The organism is Geothrix paludis (genome assembly GCF_022808815.1).
In the GTDB taxonomy this organism is placed as follows: domain Bacteria; phylum Acidobacteriota; class Holophagae; order Holophagales; family Holophagaceae; genus Geothrix; species Geothrix paludis.
Genome location: NZ_JAKZLC010000005.1, coordinates 199,510 through 216,152, shown reverse-complemented (window position 1 = coordinate 216,152; position 16,643 = coordinate 199,510). Strand labels below are relative to the sequence as shown.

General features: G+C 67.4%; 19 protein-coding genes. 5 read left to right on the top strand and 14 right to left on the bottom strand.

Annotated elements, in window-relative coordinates:
* Positions 1-17 precede the first annotated feature (17 nt).
* Both MLE64_RS13615 and MLE64_RS13610 read left to right on the top strand, forming a co-directional pair.
* Positions 18-632 carry a hypothetical protein gene (locus tag MLE64_RS13615; protein WP_243318441.1) on the top strand — a complete coding sequence of 205 codons (615 nt, stop codon included), beginning with the start codon at positions 18-20 and terminating at the stop codon, positions 630-632.
* Between the two features lie 115 nt (positions 633-747).
* Positions 748-1,590, top strand: a complete 843-nt coding sequence (locus MLE64_RS13610; protein ID WP_243318440.1) for a hypothetical protein — start codon at positions 748-750, stop codon at positions 1,588-1,590.
* 96 nt (positions 1,591-1,686) lie between these two features.
* Here MLE64_RS13610 and MLE64_RS13605 read toward each other — a convergent pair whose 3' ends face one another.
* Genes MLE64_RS13605 through MLE64_RS13595 form a run of 3 tightly spaced genes read right to left on the bottom strand, consistent with a single transcriptional unit; the run spans position 1,687 to position 3,792 of the window.
* Positions 1,687-2,226: a hypothetical protein gene (locus MLE64_RS13605; RefSeq protein ID WP_243318438.1), complete on the bottom strand. Its 540-nt coding sequence runs from the start codon at positions 2,224-2,226 to the stop codon at positions 1,687-1,689.
* 15 nt (positions 2,227-2,241) lie between these two features.
* The gene (locus tag MLE64_RS13600) at positions 2,242-2,979 is read right to left on the bottom strand and encodes an alpha/beta fold hydrolase (protein ID WP_243318436.1); all 738 of its coding nucleotides are present in this window, start codon (positions 2,977-2,979) and stop codon (positions 2,242-2,244) included.
* A 33-nt stretch (positions 2,980-3,012) separates the two neighbouring features.
* Positions 3,013-3,792: an AraC family transcriptional regulator gene (locus MLE64_RS13595; RefSeq protein WP_243318434.1), complete on the bottom strand. Its 780-nt coding sequence runs from the start codon at positions 3,790-3,792 to the stop codon at positions 3,013-3,015.
* A 114-nt stretch (positions 3,793-3,906) separates the two neighbouring features.
* Between MLE64_RS13595 and MLE64_RS13590 the strand changes: the two genes are divergently transcribed.
* A complete protein-coding gene (locus tag MLE64_RS13590) occupies positions 3,907-4,272 on the top strand; it encodes an antibiotic biosynthesis monooxygenase family protein (protein ID WP_243318433.1) in 366 nt (121 codons plus the stop codon).
* Here MLE64_RS13590 and MLE64_RS13585 read toward each other — a convergent pair.
* The 6 genes from MLE64_RS13585 to MLE64_RS13560 all read right to left on the bottom strand — a co-directional run bounded on the left by MLE64_RS13585 (position 4,253) and on the right by MLE64_RS13560 (position 9,425).
* Positions 4,253-5,005 (bottom strand): SDR family NAD(P)-dependent oxidoreductase, encoded by a 753-nt coding sequence (locus MLE64_RS13585; protein ID WP_243318431.1) that lies wholly within the window; start codon positions 5,003-5,005, stop codon positions 4,253-4,255. The genes MLE64_RS13590 and MLE64_RS13585 overlap by 20 nt on opposite strands.
* Before the next feature lie 63 nt (positions 5,006-5,068).
* On the bottom strand, positions 5,069-5,524 hold the full coding sequence (locus MLE64_RS13580; RefSeq protein WP_243318429.1) for an aminoacyl-tRNA deacylase: 456 nt from the start codon (positions 5,522-5,524) through the stop codon (positions 5,069-5,071).
* A 91-nt stretch (positions 5,525-5,615) separates the two neighbouring features.
* Complete coding sequence (locus MLE64_RS13575; RefSeq protein ID WP_243318428.1) at positions 5,616-6,479, bottom strand: SDR family oxidoreductase; 864 nt, start codon at positions 6,477-6,479, stop codon at positions 5,616-5,618.
* A 55-nt stretch (positions 6,480-6,534) separates the two neighbouring features.
* Complete coding sequence (locus tag MLE64_RS13570; protein ID WP_243318426.1) at positions 6,535-6,957, bottom strand: Rrf2 family transcriptional regulator; 423 nt, start codon at positions 6,955-6,957, stop codon at positions 6,535-6,537.
* 173 nt (positions 6,958-7,130) lie between these two features.
* Entirely contained in the window at positions 7,131-8,804 is a 1,674-nt protein-coding gene (locus MLE64_RS15855; RefSeq protein ID WP_279343106.1) for a tail fiber protein, read from the bottom strand.
* Between the two features lie 30 nt (positions 8,805-8,834).
* Complete coding sequence (locus tag MLE64_RS13560) at positions 8,835-9,425, bottom strand: hypothetical protein (protein WP_243318424.1); 591 nt, start codon at positions 9,423-9,425, stop codon at positions 8,835-8,837.
* Between the two features lie 595 nt (positions 9,426-10,020).
* Here MLE64_RS13560 and MLE64_RS13555 point away from each other — a divergent pair.
* Complete coding sequence (locus MLE64_RS13555; RefSeq protein WP_243318423.1) at positions 10,021-10,548, top strand: DinB family protein; 528 nt, start codon at positions 10,021-10,023, stop codon at positions 10,546-10,548.
* 258 nt (positions 10,549-10,806) lie between these two features.
* On the opposite strand, the gene MLE64_RS13550 is transcribed toward MLE64_RS13555, so the two are convergent.
* The 5 genes from MLE64_RS13550 to MLE64_RS13530 all read right to left on the bottom strand — a co-directional run bounded on the left by MLE64_RS13550 (position 10,807) and on the right by MLE64_RS13530 (position 16,309).
* Positions 10,807-11,346 (bottom strand): DinB family protein, encoded by a 540-nt coding sequence (locus MLE64_RS13550; RefSeq protein ID WP_243318421.1) that lies wholly within the window; start codon positions 11,344-11,346, stop codon positions 10,807-10,809.
* Between the two features lie 578 nt (positions 11,347-11,924).
* A complete protein-coding gene (locus MLE64_RS13545; protein ID WP_243318419.1) occupies positions 11,925-12,266 on the bottom strand; it encodes a hypothetical protein in 342 nt (113 codons plus the stop codon).
* The gene (locus tag MLE64_RS13540) at positions 12,263-12,760 is read right to left on the bottom strand and encodes a hypothetical protein (protein WP_243318417.1); all 498 of its coding nucleotides are present in this window, start codon (positions 12,758-12,760) and stop codon (positions 12,263-12,265) included. The genes MLE64_RS13545 and MLE64_RS13540 overlap by 4 nt, the downstream gene beginning before the upstream one ends.
* Positions 12,757-15,303, bottom strand: a complete 2,547-nt coding sequence (gene topA, locus MLE64_RS13535; protein WP_243318415.1) for a type I DNA topoisomerase — start codon at positions 15,301-15,303, stop codon at positions 12,757-12,759. The genes MLE64_RS13540 and topA overlap by 4 nt, the downstream gene beginning before the upstream one ends.
* A 148-nt stretch (positions 15,304-15,451) precedes the next feature.
* Positions 15,452-16,309 carry a DNA-processing protein DprA gene (locus MLE64_RS13530; protein WP_279343104.1) on the bottom strand — a complete coding sequence of 286 codons (858 nt, stop codon included), beginning with the start codon at positions 16,307-16,309 and terminating at the stop codon, positions 15,452-15,454.
* A gap of 132 nt (positions 16,310-16,441) precedes the next feature.
* Between MLE64_RS13530 and rpmB the strand changes: the two genes are divergently transcribed.
* A complete protein-coding gene (rpmB, locus tag MLE64_RS13525) occupies positions 16,442-16,633 on the top strand; it encodes a 50S ribosomal protein L28 (RefSeq protein ID WP_243286606.1) in 192 nt (63 codons plus the stop codon).
* The last annotated feature ends 10 nt before the right edge of the window (positions 16,634-16,643 follow it).

Genomic DNA, 16,643 nt, shown 5'->3' with positions numbered 1-16,643 from the left:
CATCCATGGAGGCACCCGTGGTCGCGATCATCCTGGACTACTTCGGCGACTGGAAGACCCGCCGCCTCACCTGCCCCGCCTGCGGGTGGACTGGCACCTTCGAGGAGGGTCTGACGGAACTCTACGATTCCCTGCAGGACTGCCAGTGCCCCGGCGAGCACGGCTCCGCGAGCGCACCCATGCTGGCCGTGCTGCCCTATCCGACCCTGGAGGAATGGCAGGCCCACGCCGCGCAGCTCTCCCCCGGCGAGCGGACCTACATCGGGCAGATCGAGAACGGCCGGGAGCGCTTCAACCGCATGAAGCTGCGGTTCGCCAGCCAGCTGCCCGACCTGACGGAGCCGGTGTTGGACCTGGCCTGGGACCAGGAGGGCGAGGAGGTGGTGATCCGCCTGGGTGAGCGCAAGATCTGGCGCGAGCCGGTCCGCTACGAGGCCCTCTGGCGCTACGAGCAGGTCCTGGCCCTGCTGCAGGCGAAGTACGGCTCCCGCCTGCGCGACCTGGCGCCCACGCCCGCCGCGGAGTACCACCTCTACGGCGACAAGGTCGCCTACCCCGCTGCCGTCCAACGTTTCAGGAGCCGGCTTCGGCGGGCCTGGGAGGCTTCCGGTCACCGGCCTCCAGGTTCGTGATCGCAAAGGGGATAGGATTAAAACGATTCAATATCCATGTTGATACATAAAAAATACTAGATAGGAGCAATGAATGGGGGCTACTCTCGGGTCCGCCCTCTGGAGGTGGGCTCCCATGAAGCGTTCCTTCCTCTCCCTCGTCCTCGCGGTCCCGGCCCTCCTGGCCCCATCCTTCGCGACCCTGCGGGCCCAGAGCGGTCCCCAGCCGCCGCCCCCGCTCATGATGTTCTACCGCGAGGCGGTCAAGCCGGGCCACGGCGCGGCCCATGCCGCCACGGAAGCCTCCTGGGGCCACATCCTCACCAAGGGCAAGTCCACGGACCACTACCTGGGCATGAGCTCGCTCACGGGGCCCTCGGAGGCCTGGTTCATCATGGGCTACGGTTCCTACGCGGACTGGGAGGCCAAGCAGGACGAGGCGGACAAGAATCCGGCCCTGAAGAAGGAGGTGGACGCCATCGCACAGAAGGATGGCGAGCACCTGAGCGAGACGCGCAGCTTCCTGGGCACCCTCCGCAAGGACCTGAGCTTCGGGCCTCCGGTGGAGATCGGCAAGATGCGCTACATGCGGGTGCGCACCTTCCGCATCAAGCAGGGCATGGGGAAGGTCTTCGAGGATGGCGTGAAGACGGCCCTCGCCGCCTACGAGAAGAGCCACTTCCCGGCGTCCTTCGCCTTCTATGAAGTCGAGGCCGGTACCTGGTCGCCCACCTACGTGGTGCTGCGGCCCATGAAGTCCCTGGCGGACATGGATGTGATGGATGCCGCCAACAAGGCCTTCATGGACGCCCTGGGCGACGAGGGCCAGAAGGCCATGCAGAAGGCGTTCGTGGATACGGTCAACGGGGTGGAGAACCAGCTCTTCGCCTTCAGCCCCAAGCTGAGCTACCCCGGTCCCGGCGTCATCGCCAGCGACCCCGCCTTCTGGACCGTCAAGCCGCCGGCGGCCACGAAGTAGGCGGGAAACTCGTCATTCTGAGTCGAAAAGCGACGGAAGCCCCGGAATGACACGGATGAGCGCAGGTCCACCTCATCCGTGTTCATCCGTGTTCATTCATGGCTGATCTTCCTTCTTCTCTTCAGCCGGCTTCGCGAAGCGCTGGGCGCGGAGGTGGAAGTCGTCCGTGAAGACGCGGCGCACGGGCGGGGGCGGGGCGGCGTCGGCCACCCGCTTCGCCTTCCGCACCCGCCACAGGCCCCAGGCAGCGGGCAGCAGCAGCAGCACCGGGTATTCCAGCAGCACGCGCAGGGGCGTCAGGCGGAACTGGGTGGGGCGCAGGCCGTCGGCGTACCAGGCGTCGAGGATCCACACCTCGTCGTCCGGGCGCAGCTCCGCGGCCTCGGCCTTGGCCATCTTGAGCACCTGCTCCGAGTCCCCGTGCTTCACCGTCACGAAGTCCGTGATCTGGCTGTCGAGATCCCGGTCCACGCTGCGCACCTCCACATGGGCCACGCCGGGCCGCTGCGCGTGGCAGAAGGGATTCAGCGCCAGCAGGAAGACCTGCACCAGCAGGATCCACAGCACCGCGCCCACCACCGCCCAGAGGGCGATGAGGACGGACCAGCGGATCGCGGGGCGGGCGAGGAAGGGCATGGGGCGAGTATCCCATCAGCCGGGCTTCGGCAGGCGGCCCAGAAAGGCCTCGATGGCCTGGACGCAGGCATCGGGGCGCGTCTGCAGGAGCCAGTGCGGGCCCTGCAGGCGCACGATGTCCAGGTTGGGCAGGCGGGCGCGGAGCCAGGCGGTGGCAGAAGGGGGCACCAGGCGGTCCCGGGCGGCGACGAGAGCCAGGACGGGCACGCGGAGGCGGCCCAGCAGCGGCGTCTGGTCCACGGCCACCACGGCGCGCAGGCGGGCCTTCACCGTGGCGGGTGGCACCTGCGGGACCAGGGCGCGCAGCAGGTCCAGGAGCGGCGCCGTGGCCCAGCGGCCCAGGAGCAAGAAGCGGATCACCGCCGGCGGCAGGCGGTTGGGCAGGATGGGCAGCAGGGGCGCCAGCCGGCCCAGGCCGGGCCGGGGGTTCTTCGCGAAGGTGCCGCAGAGCACCACGCCCACCAGGTACTCCGGCGCCTCCGCCGCCAGGGCCAGGGCCACGGGGCCCGAGAAGGATTCCCCCAGCAGCAGGAAGGGCCGGTCCCGGGGCAGCAGCGTGTGCGCGAAGTGGGCGCAGGCGGGGTAGGACACGAGGGCGGGCGGATAGCGCACCACCCGCGCCTCGAAGCCCGCGGCCTCCAGGGCCGCCACGAAGGGTCCGAACATGAGCCCCGTGCCGTCCAGGCCGGGCAGGAGCACCAGGAGCGGGCGCTCAGCGGGGGCCGGCGAAGGATCGGGACCTGGGAGGGACATGGGGGCAGTATCCCAGCTTCGCGCGGGAGCGCCTCAGAGGCAGAACGCCGCGGCCTGCAGGAAGGCTCTCGGCGCCACGCCCACGGCGGCCACGACCTGGCGGATGAAGTGGGCCTGATCGTAGTACCCCGCGTCCAGGGCCAGCCTGGTCAGGGGCGTCCCCGGGCGATGGGCGCCGAGGGCCCGCCGCAGGCGGAGGATGGAGGCCACCTGCTTGGGGGAGGCCCCGACGCTGCGGCGGAAACGCTTCTCCAGCCCATCCACGCTCAGGCCGAGGTCCCCCGCGAGGGGCGCGACGCGCAGGGATGGGTCGGCGCGGATGGCCCGGAGCGCGGCGCCCACCACCGGGTCCCCGGGCCAGTCCCGGCGCGCCCTCTGCGCCAGCAGGAACCGCTCGAGGGCGTCCACGCGCGCCCGGTGGTCGCGGGCGGCCCGGATGCTGGCGGAGGCCGCCTCCACGGCCCGGGGGTCCACCAGCTCCTCCAGGGGCAGGGTGGCCCCGAAGAGCTGATGCAGCGGCGGATCGAAGAAGGCTCCGGCCGCGCCGTCCCGGAACTTCGCGAGGACGATCCCGCTGCCGGCGGCGGTGACCATGCGGCGGGCCGTGGCCCGCAGGCCCGTCACGACGTGGTCCGGGACCTCGAGCCGCGTGGCGCCTTCCACCAGGCTCGACGAGCCCGCGTAGCGGAAGCCGAGGATCAGCCCCGTCTCCGGAATGAGCAGCTTCTCCATGGCGCCGTCCGCCTCGATGATCTCGAAGGCGCGGACGAAGAGGGCAAGCGCCTCGGTCGGGGCGAAGGCGTGGACCTGCATGGGGTGATCCTACTCCTGCCTGGAGTTCCTGAATTCATACAAGTTCCAGATGACCGTCGCGACAAGCATTCAGGGAGCGGTACGATCCGTTCCGCCATTCCCCAGGAGACCCCCATGTCCACCTTCTCCATCGACCTCGACCGCGAGCCCGGGCTCTACTTCCTGCACGACGCCTTCACGGTGCCCGAGGCCGACCGGGCGGCGTTCACGGACCGGATGCAGCAGAACCTGGCCTTCATCCGCACCCTGCCCGGCTTCCGGGGCCATCTGGTCCTCGAACAGCGGGACGGGGCGTCCGCCTTCAACCTCGTGACCCTCGCCGCCTGGGCCAGCCGCGAAGCCTATGAAGCGGCGGGCCGCGAGGTCCGCGCCCATTACCAGCGGCTCGGGTTCGACCTGCCCGCGGCCCTGAAGGGCTGGGGCGTCGAGATGGTGCGGGGGATCTACCAGGCCGCCGAGGTCAGGACTTCCCGGCCGTGAAGCCGCCATCCACCATCAGGAGGGAGCCGGTGGTGAAGCTGGCCTCGTCGCTCAGCAGGAAGGCCACGGCGTGGGCGACCTCTTCCGGGCGGCCCATGCGGCCCAGGGGGTGCAGGTCGATGAGCGCCTGGCGCACGTCGGGGTCCAGGCCCGAGAGCAGGGGCGTGTCGATGTAGCCCGGCCCCACGGCGTTCACCCGCACGCCCTTGCCGGCGGCCTCCAGCGCCAGCGTGCGCGTGAGGTTCACCACCCCGCCCTTGGCCGCCGAGTAGGCCGCCACCATGGTCTGGCCGAACACGCCCAGGATGGACGCGCAGTTCACGATGCTGCCGCTGCCCTGCGGGTACATCTGGCGCAGCGCGGCCCGGGCCACGCGGAACACGCCGATGAGGTTGATGTCGATCACCCGCAGGAAGTCCTCGTCGCTGTAGGCGTGGGCCAGGCTCATGCCGCCGATGCCCGCGTTGTTGAACACGCCGTCCAGGCGGCCCAACTCCTTGACGGTGTCGGCGATGAGCCGGTCCACCTGGTCCGTGGCGGTGACATCGCAGGGCAGGAACAGGCAGCGGCCCGCGTGACGGCCGTTCAGGTCCTTGGCGTGAGCCACGCCCTGGGAGGTGGGAAGGTCCGCGAGGACGACGCCGGCGCCCTCCTCCAGGCAGCGCCCCGCCGTGGCCAGCCCGATGCCGCTGGCGCCGCCGGTGATGAGGATGGACTTGCCCTTCAGGCGCATGGGAACCTCCTCACAGGGCCCGGCGCGCCGGGCGCCGCCCGGGAAAGGCCGATCTTTGCGGATCTACATGTCCACGAGCTTCGGGTGGGTCAGGCGCTCGAAGTCCTTGTAGGCCATGCGGATCAGCTCGGTGTGGGAGCCGGCGTTGAAGGCGATCTCCGGGTCGGCCGCCAGGTGCGGCTCCACGTAGACATCCATGCCGTACAGGTTCCCGAAGGGTGGCATGGCGCCGGGCTCGCACTCGGGGAAGTCGCCGATGAACTCCCGCTCGTCGGCCAGCTCGACGTTGACGGCCCCGGTGGCCTGCCGCAGCCGCTCCAGGTCCACCTTGCGGTCGGCGGGCAGCACCGCCATGGCCAGGTGGCCGTCCAGGCTCACCATGACGGTCTTGGCCATCTCCTTGCCTTTGATGTGGGCGGCCCCTGCCACCGAAGTGGCTGTGAAGGCCAGCGGATGATGGATGATCTGGTGGACCACCCCGTTCTGGTTGAGGAATTCCTCCAGCTTCGTCGTGGCCATGGCAGCCTCCTTCGACACAGCGCACCCCCAAGGATGGGCGGAACGCGGCGGGGGGCCACCGGAGAGCTACCAGGCGGGAGGCCCGCGTGATTCAGCCCTTGAGCGCCGCGGCCACCGAGGCGGCCATGGGCGTGGTGGGCCGGCCGATGAGGCGGCTCAGGGTGCGGGAGTCGTCGAAGAGGCCGCCCTTGGCCGCGCCCGTGTCCGATTCGGCCAGGAGGCGGGCGATGGGCTCCGGCAGGCCCGCGCCGGTCAGGATGGCCATGAACTCGGCCTCGGGCAGGTTCTGGTAGGCCACGGGCTTCCCGGCCTGGCGGGCAACCTCGGCGGCCAGGTCGGCCAGCGTGTAGGCCGAGTCCCCCGCCAGCTCGTAGACGCGGCCCGCCTGATCGGGCTTCAGCAGGATGGCGGCGGCGGCTTCGGCGTAGTCGGCCCGGGCGGCCGACGCGATCTTCCCCTCCCCGGCGCTCCCCAGGAAGACCCCGTGCTGCAGGGCGGGGGGGATGCTGGCCATGTAGTTCTCCGTGTACCAGCCGTTCCGCAGCAGCGCGAAGGGCAGGCCCGAGGCCTTGAGGTAGTCCTCCGTCTGGCGGTGCTCCAGACCCACGGGCAGGGGCGAGGTGTCGGCGCGCAGCAGGCTCGTGTAGGCCAGGAACGGCACGCCGGCGGCCTTGGCCGCGTCGATGGCCGCGCGGTGCTGGGTGAAGCGCTGGCCCAGCTCGCTGGAGGAGATGAGCAGCACCTTCTCGGCCCCGCGGAAGGCTTCAAGCAGGGTCTCGGGGCGGCCGTAGTCGGCGCGGCGCACCTGGATTCCCAGGGCGGCCAGGTCCTGCGCCTTTTCTGGGCTCCGCACGGCGGCCACGAGCTGGCCCGCGGGAACCTGCTTCAGGAGGGACTGGAGGACGAGGCGGCCGAGCTGGCCGGTGGCGCCGGTGACGACGAGGGGGGCGGGCATGAGATCTCCTGTGGATAATGCAACCGAATCGGTTGCGGATTTGAACACAAAAAAATCAGGCGGGCTGGGCCTTCACGTCCTCCAGCAGGTCGCGGAGGCTGACGCGGGCCAGCTCCCGTTCCATGGCGGCCTGGGCGGTGCGGAAGTGGCCCGTGAGGATGGCCTGGATGGACCGGCCCACGGGGCAGGCCAGGTTCGGGGGCGTGGCGTGCAGGGGGAAGGAGGCTTCCGTGTCCACGGCCCGAAGCACGTCCAGGAGGCTCACGGCCTCCGGGGCCCGGAGCAGCTGCCAGCCGCCCCCGGGGCCGCCCTGGCTGCGCACCAGGCCAGCCTCCCGCAGGCCCGCCAGGATGCGGCGGATGACCACGGGGTTGGTGTTCACGCTGCCGGCGATGAATTCCGAAGTGAGGGCCTCGGGCCCCGCGTAGGCCAGCAGGGTGAGCACGTGGATGGCGACGGTGTAGCGGGTGTTGGTCATGCGGATCCCAAATCGTAACCATGATGGTTTCGATTTGGGATCCTGTCAAGGGCGGAGGCCCAGCGGAGCGCTGGTGACGGTCTTCAGCAGCCAGCCGCTAGCGGAGCCGCCGGAGGCATCACAGGTGGGGTTGTCGACGGGCCTCCCGGAGGAAGGGGGCGGGTCGGAGGCCGCTACTTGGGGCCCATGGGCACGGCGGCCCTCAGGTCGGGCAGGGCGAAGGTGGTGGACCCGTTACCCCCGTAGGTGGTGCCCAGGATGGAGAACAGGGCGGTGTTCTGGGCGATGGACAGGATCTGTCCATTGCAGAAGGCCCATCCGTCCGGCGCGAAGTTGCCGGCGAAGAGCCGGACTTCCCCGATGATCTGCTCCGAGTAGCTGGTGCTGCCGCTGCCGGAGTTGGGCGGGAAGATCCCCACCAGCGCGATGATGTAGTTGAGTCCCACCGCCTTGACCGTGCCGATCTGCTGGGCGCCGAGGGGGATGGTCGAGATGAGCGGGGGCTGGGGGATCGTGAAGTTCAGGATCGCCGCGGTGGAGGTGCCCGAGTTGGTCACCGAAGCGGCGGCCCCGGGCGCGCCGGTGGTGGTGGTGCCAACGGTGACCGTGCCCGCGGGGCCGGTGGGACCCTGGGCGCCCGTCGGCCCCATCGGTCCCATGGGACCCTGGAGGCCCATCGGCCCGGTGGCGCCGGTCGCGCCTGTGGCGCCAGTTGCACCGGTGGCCCCGGCGGGGCCCGTGAGTCCCTGCGGTCCCTGGAGGCCTTGAGGGCCGGTGGCACCGGTGGCGCCGGTCGCACCCTGCGGGCCCGCGGGGCCCACCGCGCCCCGGGCTGCCAGCAGCGCCCAGGTGGTGCCGGACCCGGCCACGTCGAGGGCGGGATCCACATTGAGGTTGGCCGTGAGGGCGATGTAGCTCGACCCGTTTTCCGCCACGGTGTCGCCGATGGCGTAGACGGTGCTGCCGCTCCAGGCGTTCTTGAAGGAGACGGGGGGCCCGATGGGGCCCTGGGGGCCGGTGGCGCCCTGCGGTCCGGCGGGGCCGAACGGACCCATGGGTCCCGTCGGGCCTGCGGGGCCGGTGAGTCCCTGGAAGCCCTGAAGGCCCTGGGGGCCCATGGGTCCGGTGGGACCGGCCGCGCCCGTGGCTCCGGTGGCGCCGGCGGGGCCCATGGGGCCCATGGCACCTGCGGGGCCGGTGGCGCCCTGGATGCCGGGCAGGCCCTGCGGACCGGTGAGGCCCGCGGGACCCACCGGGCCGGCGGGTCCCGCGGGGCCAGGCACGCCCGCCACGGTGCCGGGTGTCCAGGCCGTGCCATTGAACACCAGGCCCTGGCCCGCGGCGGGGGCCGCGGCGTCGAGGGGGATGCCGTTAAGGCGCAGCACCACCGTGGCGTTCTGGGTGCCGGTGACATCGCCGGCCAGGGGGCCGGAGAACTCGAAGGCGCTGCGCGCCTGGAGGGCGGGGACCAGGTCCGTGTCCGGGGTGAGCGCCACGCCGTTGATGGCCACGCGCAGCTTGAGGTTCGGCGTGCCCAGCAGGGCGGCGGGGATGGTGGGCTGGCCCGTGCCGCCCAGCACCGCGGCGTAGAGGCCGTTGTTCACGGAAACGTCCTGCGGGCCCGAGGTCCACAGCTCCGTCCCCTGGGCGTCGAGGATGGCGAAGGTGAAGCTGCGGGTGCCGGTGACGGCCAGGCCGGCTTCCGTCAGACGGCCCTGGTAGGCCACCTGGGGGGCCGGGGCCGCGACGGTGGGGGCGGGCGTCCCCTGGCCGTGGAGGCCCGGAATCAGGCTGGGGGCCAGGCCGACGGTCAGCGCCAGGGTGAGAAGGAAGGGGCGGAAGGGCATGGCGGCTCGCAGGGAAGGGGGTGGAAGGGATCAGTTGGCGGGCGCGGCGGGGTGGAACCCGTGGCGCAGGGTCTGGACCTGGGCGGCGTCCGAGGCGGGCCGGGCGGCCACGGGCTCCTGGACCACCGGCGTGTTCGCGTAGGTGCCGCCCTGCTGGGCCTGGCCGCTGGCCTGCACCAGGTCGGCGCGGAGCTGGCCCGGGGGCAGGGGCGCGGTCACGGTCAGGTCGAAGGTGGCCACGGTGGCCAGGCCCGGCGCGGTGACCTTCACCCGGAGGCCCTGGAGCGCCTGGGGCGACACGGACGCGTCCACCCAGAGCGACAAGGTCCCCGTGGCCCGGTCCGCCGGGATGGTCCCGCTGCCGGTCACGCCGGCGGGGGCCTGGTCCAGGCTGAGCGTCAGGGGGCCCTGGAGGTTGGGGAAGTGGGGCAGGGCGCGGGCCGTGGTCACCGAGACGTAGCCGCCGCCGCCGGCGGGGATGCTCAGGCTCCCCGGGCTCACCTGCGCCAGGAAGGCCCCGCCGGCCGTGGCGGCCGGTCGGCCGTTGCCGAAGCAGGCCAGGAGGGGGAGGAGCAGACCGGCAACCAGACCGGCGCCCGCGAGTCGATGGCGTATGCGCATAGAAATCTTTCAGCAGTGGAAGGTCTTATTCTTCCTAGATCCATTGGCGTATGTCAAGACGATGAATGATCATTTTTTAATAGTTGTATTCAGCAACGACGGGCTTCTGTAAACAAGCTGTAACCTGCCAGACTAACTGCTGACTTGGGGTGAATTGAGGATGAAGTCATCGCCATCCGCCTCGGATCGGAACCCCGTTGTAACTGCATCTACAAGGGCCTTTTTCGCCACCGATTTCGCCGATGACGCTGATTTCGCGCCGCGAATTTTCCGCATGGGCCCGCCGGAGACGGCTTCCGGCGTGGCCGGAAGGGAGTCGGGGGGGGGGGGGGGGGGGGGCCCCCCCCCCCCCCCGGGCCCCCCCCCCCCCCCCCCCGGCTCCGCCCACGCTGCTTGGTCGCGGGGAATCACTGAAATCAGCGAAATCGGTGGCTAAAGGTCTTTTCAATCGGCGGCTGATTCAGCCTTTCGGCTTGGACGTGGGCGGTGAGCCGTTCTTCGGTGAGGCCGACGAGGGGCAGGCGTCGCAGGCGGGGCCCCTTTCGCGAGTCCCCGTTCCTGGGTAGGCTCTCTCCCCACCCCCACGGAGGACCCCATGGCGACCACCCCGGAACCGCAGGACGCCACAGCCGCCTACCGGGCGAGAATCCTGGGCTTCCTGGGGGACCGGGATCCGCTGGAGGTGCTCGGCTCGACGGGCGATGTGCTGGCCGGCCTGGTGCGGGACCACGCCGGGAAGCGGCTGCAGACCCGGCCCATCGCCGGGAAGTGGACGCCCTGCGAGGTCATCGGCCACCTCTGCGACTGCGAGTGGGTCTACGGCTACCGCACCCGGCTCATCCTTTGCGAGGAGAACCCGCCCATGCAGGTCATGGACCAGGATCAGTGGGTGGTGGGGCAGCGCTACAACGAGCGCGATCCCCGGGAGCTCGTCGAGACGTTCCGTGCCTTGCGCCCCCACAACCTGCGCCTCTGGCGGAGCCTGACACCGCAGGAGCTCGCGCGCGCCGGCCGGCACAGCGAGCGCGGCCCCGAGTCCCTGGGCCAGCTCCTGCCCATGCTCGCGGGCCACGACCTCCTGCACCTGGACCAGCTCCAGCGGCTGCTCATGGCCATCGTGTAGCTGCGGAGGAACACGGATCCAGGGCTGGAAAGCATGGAAACCAGTGATGAACGGTGATAGGACTTCTTTCATCACCGTCCATCACTGTTCATCACCGGTTCATTCAGCTTTTATCGGTGTTCTGTTCTTGCCTTCCCCGGGTGTGGCCGGGCTAGAAAGGCAAGGGAACCAGTGATGAACGGTGATGAACAGTGATGGAATGGGTCTGATCACCGTTCATCACTGTCCATCACCGGTTCATTCAGTTTTTTGTCTTGATCAGTGTTTATCAGTCTTTATCGGTGTTCTGTTCTTGCCTTCCCCGGACGTGGATGCGGCGGCGAGCTGTTCTTCGGTGAGGCCGAAGAGGGGGGCGACGGGGCGGCCGCGGAGGCTGGCCATGAGGTAGAGCTGGCCGCGGTGGTGGGCCTCGTGCTCGGCCATGGCGCGGAGCCATTTCCATGTGGCCATAGAAGCCCCGGCCGGGTTCACGCAGGGGGCCAGCAGGTCCGCGTCCGTGAGGGTGCCGAAGATGGCCAGGGACTCGGCGTGGCAGCGGTCCACGTAGGCGCGCACGCCGTCGAGCCCTGCGGCCAGATCAGAGTCGTGGCCCGGGTAGGCGCTGGGGCGGCCCTGCACGTTCTCCGCATACATGAAGCGCTCCAGTCCCGCCAGGTGGCGGAACAGGTCGCCGAAGGTGAAGGCCCCCGGCACGGGCGCCCATTCCAGGTCCTCCGGCGTCAGCGCCTCCAGCACCCGAACCGTGCGGGACCGGGCGTTGCGCCAGTAGGCGAGGAAGGAGGGCGTGTCCGGGAGCATGGAGGATTATCTCAAGACAGAGAAACCGGTGATGAACAGCGATAGACGGTGATGAAAAGAAGGGTGGTGCCCATCACTGTTCATCACCGTGCATCACTGGTAAAAGAAGAACACCGATGAACACCGAGAACTGAATGTTGAACACCGATAAAGCAGAGCGACCTGAAGCCATGCTTTGTCTTTATCGGTGTTTATCAGCATTTATCGGTGCTCATCGGTGTTCCGCTTTTCATACCCTAAGAGTTGGAATCAAAGGCCCTGTACGTTCTCTGTGTACATGAAGCGCTCCAGCCCCGCCAAGTGGCGGAACAGGTCGCCAAAGTTGAAGGCCCCCGGCGCCGGCGCCCACTCCAGATCCTCGGGCGCCAGCGCCTACAGCACCCGCACCGTGCGGGGCCGGGCATTGCGCAAGTGGGCGAGGAAAGAGGGGGTGACTTGGAGCATGGACCAGTATCCCAGGAAGCGAGCAACCAGCCGAAGAACTGGATTCGCCTGGGGTAACCACGGATGGGAACGCTAAGGGGATCTATGAGTAACAGTAGGAAGGGTCTGTTTGTTCACCATTCCTCACTGATTGATTATTCAAGCTTTAATTTGGATTTGATGGATAGAATTGCTTTGCCTATGTCTGTGGCTGAGTTTTTTGCTTGTTGATACAAATTAAGAATTAATCTGAACTCTTTGGGGTTTGTTAATGAATTTATTTCAATTTTCTCGATAAATTCAAGTTTATTGTTCAATAGTCCGAATGCTATTGGAGAAATTGGTCCTGCATTATCTTGATAATCTACAACAACGGAGTATTCTCCAAAATTTGAAATAAATGCGGTCCTATTGTTTGCTAATTTCCATGTAATCTGACCATTTTTTGTATTTTCGGCTAAGGCAGGTATTAGGGCTAATAGTTCGCCATTAATCATGATTCCTCCAATCGCGAGATGGGGTTGGTAAGCTCTAAAATTTTTAATTGAATTTCATTAATAATTTTAGCCATTAGGGAAAAATCAAAATCATATTTTTTGTTGATTACTTTTTGATCGATCATGTCTTTTATTGTATTAATTTTATCAATTAACATCTGAACTTGTTCTAATTTTGTGGGGTAATAGTGCTTGGAATGAATGAGTTTTTCTAAAATAATCAAACAGGCAAATCTCGCGGCTTCAAATTCTTTGTTTTGGATACATTTGAAAAGATAATCAAAATAGTTTTTGATGTTAGATAGATGGTCATGAAGCAATTGTTCTTTGGTGAAGGAAATTGTTTTATTAACAGCATTTTGGTGTGTTTCGGCTGTTTTCTTGAGTTTTCTGAATTGATTAATTTGGATAATAAAACCAATTATTGCAATAATTGCAACATAGGGATTAACATGTTGATTGAGGAAATTCTCAATGAGCCAATAGGTGCTCACCCCATCATCTCCTCATGCCCGCACTTGGGGCAGAGCAGCACCTGGATGGGATCCTTGCCCCGCGGCTTCCGGGTCTTCTCGCCCATGCTGGGGTTCTTGCAGGCGGGGCAGGTGACGGGGACGGGCTTGTCCCAGGCGGTGAAGTCGCACTTGGGGTAGTTCACGCAGCCGTAGAAGACCTTGCCGAAGCGGGTCTTGCGGGGGCTGAGGCCGCCGCCGCACTTGGGGCAGGGGACGGCCAGGATCTCCTTCTTCACGGTCTTGCAGGTGGGGTAGTCGATGCAGCAGATGAACTCGCCGTAGCGGCCGTGGCGCTTGACGAAGTCCTTGCCGCAGTTGGGGCACTTCTCGCCGATGGGCTCGTCCGGCGGCACGGGGATGCCCTTGGGATCGGCCTTCACGATGCCCTTGCACTTGGGGTAGTTGGGGCAGGCCCAGAAGGGGCCCCACTGGCCCTTGCGCAGGTTCATGGGCGTGGTGCCGCAGAGCGGGCACTCGGGCGCGTCCTCGGGCTCCTCCATCTTCTCGAGGTCCGCCGTGTAGTCGCACTTGTCCTTTTCATTCTCGGCGCTGTAGTTGGTGCAGCCCACGAAGAGCCCGTTGCGGCCGATGCGCTTGAGCAGCACGCCCGGGTGCTTCTTCCGGTCGCCGCACTTGGGGCACTTCCCGCCCGTGGGCACGCCGGCCTTGAGGTTCTGCATGTCCGTGCCGGCGGCGGCCAGGGCCTTTTCGAAGGGGCCGTAGAAGTCGGTCATGGCCTTCTTGAAGGTGAGCTTGCCGTCCTCGATGAGATCAAGGTTGCCTTCCATGCCCGAGGTGTACTTGCTGTCCAGCAGGCGCGGGAAGCCCTGGATGAGCAGCTCGGTGACCACCATGCCCAGCTCCGTGGGCTTGAAGCGGCCCTCGTGCTTCTTCACGTAGTCCCGGTCCTGGATGGTGCTGATGATGCTGGCGTAGGTGGAGGGCCGGCCGATGCCGTCCTCCTCCAGCTCCTTCACCAGCGTGGCTTCGTTGAAGCGCGCCGGGGGCTTGGTGAAGGACTGGTCGGCGTCGAGCTGCTCCAGCTTCAGGGCCTCGCCCAGCTTCAGGGCCGGAAGCTGCTCCTCGTCCTCGTCCTCCTCGCCATCCCGGGTGCCATCCTTGGTGGCGTCGGCGATGGACTCGGCCTCGGTTTCCGTCTTCTCGGCGCGGTAGACCGCCAGCCAGCCGGGGAAGCGCTCGATCTCGCCCTTGGCTTCGAAGAGGGCCGTCTCCTTGCCCACTTCCGCCTCGGTCTGCACCACCGTCTCGTCGAAGCGCGCGGCCTCCATCTGCGAGGCCATGGTGCGCCGCCAGATGAGGGCGTAGAGGCGGAACTGGTCGGGCTCCAGGTGCCCGCGCAGGCTCTCGGGGGTGCGGGCGACATCCGTGGGGCGGATGGCCTCGTGCGCGTCCTGGGCCCCGGCCTTGCCCGTGTACACGCGGGCTTTGGCGGGCAGGTATTCCTTGCCGTATTTCTTGGCGATGAGCTCGCGGGTGGCCTCCACGGCCTCGGGGGCCATGCGGGGCGAGTCGGTGCGCATGTAGGTGATGAGGCCCACGGGGCCTTCGCCGAAGTCCACGCCTTCATAGAGCCGCTGGGCGTTCTGCATGGTGCGGCTGACGCTCATCTTGAGCTTCTGGGCCGACTCCTGCTGGAGCTTGGCGGTGGTGAAGGGGGCGGCGGGGTTCCGCTTCTTCTCTTTCGTTTCCAGGCTGGTGACCTTGTAGGCGGCCTTTTCGAGCTTCGTCTTCAGGTCCTTGGCCTGGGCGGCGTCCGCCACCCGGCGCTTGGCCTCCTTGTTGCCGAGCTGCAGGGCCTCACCCCCCACCTTCACCAGCTTCATCCAGAAGGATGGCGGCAGCTTGGCGGCGAACTTGCCCTTCAGCACCCAGTACTCGACGGGGTTGAAGGCCTGGATCTCCTTCTCGCGGTCCACGATGATGCGCACGGCCACGCTCTGGACGCGCCCGGCGCTGAGGCCGCGGCGCACCTTGTCCCAGAGCACCTGGCTCACCTTGTAGCCCACGAGGCGGTCCAGCACGCGGCGGGCCCGCTGGGCGTCCACCAGCTTCTTATTAATGGAGGTGGGCGCGGCCATGGCCTTCTGGATGCCCGCCGGGGTGATCTCGTTGAAGAGGACGCGGCTGACGGGCAGGCTCTTGGGCGGCTTGATGGCCTCCAGCAGGTGCCAGGAAATGGCCTCCCCCTCGCGGTCGGGGTCGGTGGCGAGCACCAGCTCGTCGGCGGTCTTGGCGGCGGCCCTCAGCTCCTTGACCACCTTCTCCTTGGCCGGGCTGATCTCGTATTCCTCCTGGAAGCCGTTCTCGATGTCGACCCCCAGCTTGCGCGGGAGGTCCCGGATGTGGCCCACGGAGGCCATGACCTTGTACCCCTTGCCGAGGTACTTGGTGATGGTCTTCGCCTTCGACGGGCTTTCGACGATCACGAGTTTCTGGCCCTGCTTCGCAGAACCAGAACTTGGCAGCGAACTCGAATCGTCGTGGTTCGGCTTTCTGGTCACGGCACTTCTCCTTGGAGGCCAGGCCTCCCATTCACAGCACTTGGACATTCTCAAAAGCCAGGGGGCGCAGGGCCCGCCCCGGGGCCGCCCGAAAAACGCCATCCGCCCCGAACGGCCCCTAAGGATGGATCCTGGCCCTGCCGGTTTGTCAAGTGCGGGGGGGGAGGCCCAGGTCCTGCAACAGGCCCTCCGGGGATAGGCAAACCCGTGCAGCGCCTTCCCTTAATAAAAAGTTCGGACCTTCGGCGGAAGGATCCTCCGGAGACCCGGGGCACACCCAGAGGTCCTTGCCCAGGTCCAGGGCGAGGCGGGCGGTGACCATGGACCCGGACTGCCACCGGGCCTCTACCACCAGGACGCCCTCGGACCAGGCCGCCAGCAGCCAGTTCCGGCGGGGGAAGTGCCACTTCCGGGGCGGGGCCTCGGGCGGGAAGGGGGTGATGACGCCGCCTCCGGCGGCCACCATGCGGTCCATGAGGGGGGCGTGCTCCGGCGGGTAGGGATGGTCCAGGCCCGAGCCCAGGACGCCCCAGGTGCCCGCGCCGCCCGGGCCCGCGTCCAGCGCCCCCAGGTGCGCGGCGACGTCGATGCCCCGCGCCAGGCCGGAGATCACCGCCACGCCTGCCTCGGCCAGCACCTTGGCCCAGCTCCGGGCGCGGTCCCGGCCGTGCCGGCTGGCCTGGCGGCTGCCCACGATGGCCAGGCTATGCGTCCCGCCGGGCACCGGCGGAGGCAGGTTCCCCCGCACCCACAGGGCCACGGGGTAGGGCAGGGGCGCCAGCAGGGCGTCGGCGCCCTCGTCGCCCGGCAGCAGCAGGCGGGCGCCGCGGTTGAGGGCCTCCTGGCGCCGCCGGGGCAGGCTGGCCTCCAGGCGGACCAGGGCCGTGACCTGGTCGGGGGACAAGGCTGGCTCGACCCCGGCCTGGACCGCCGCCCAGGCTTCGGCCTTCTGGCGCTCGGGCCAGTCCAGAACCGTGAAGGCTAGGGCCCAGAGGGCGAGGTCCATGGGATTCCCGGGCGTGGAGGCTATCCTGGATGGGGCGGGGCGCGCGGTGCAAGCCCTTTCCCCTTGCATTTCCCAGACATCCGATTACACTGGGTCTCTTGGCTATTTCCCTTTCCGGCCCGTGAGGTTCCCATGTCCCGTCAGTGCGAAGTCTGTGGCAAGAAGCCCCAGTTCGGGAACAACGTCTCCCATTCCAACAACGTCACCAAGCGCCGCTGGAATCCGAACATCCAGCGCGTGCGCGCCCTGGTGGGCGGCGCCCCCAAGCGCCTGCGCGTCTGCACCTCCTGCATCCAGGCCGGCAAGGTCCTGAAGGCGGTCTAGGGCTTTTCTC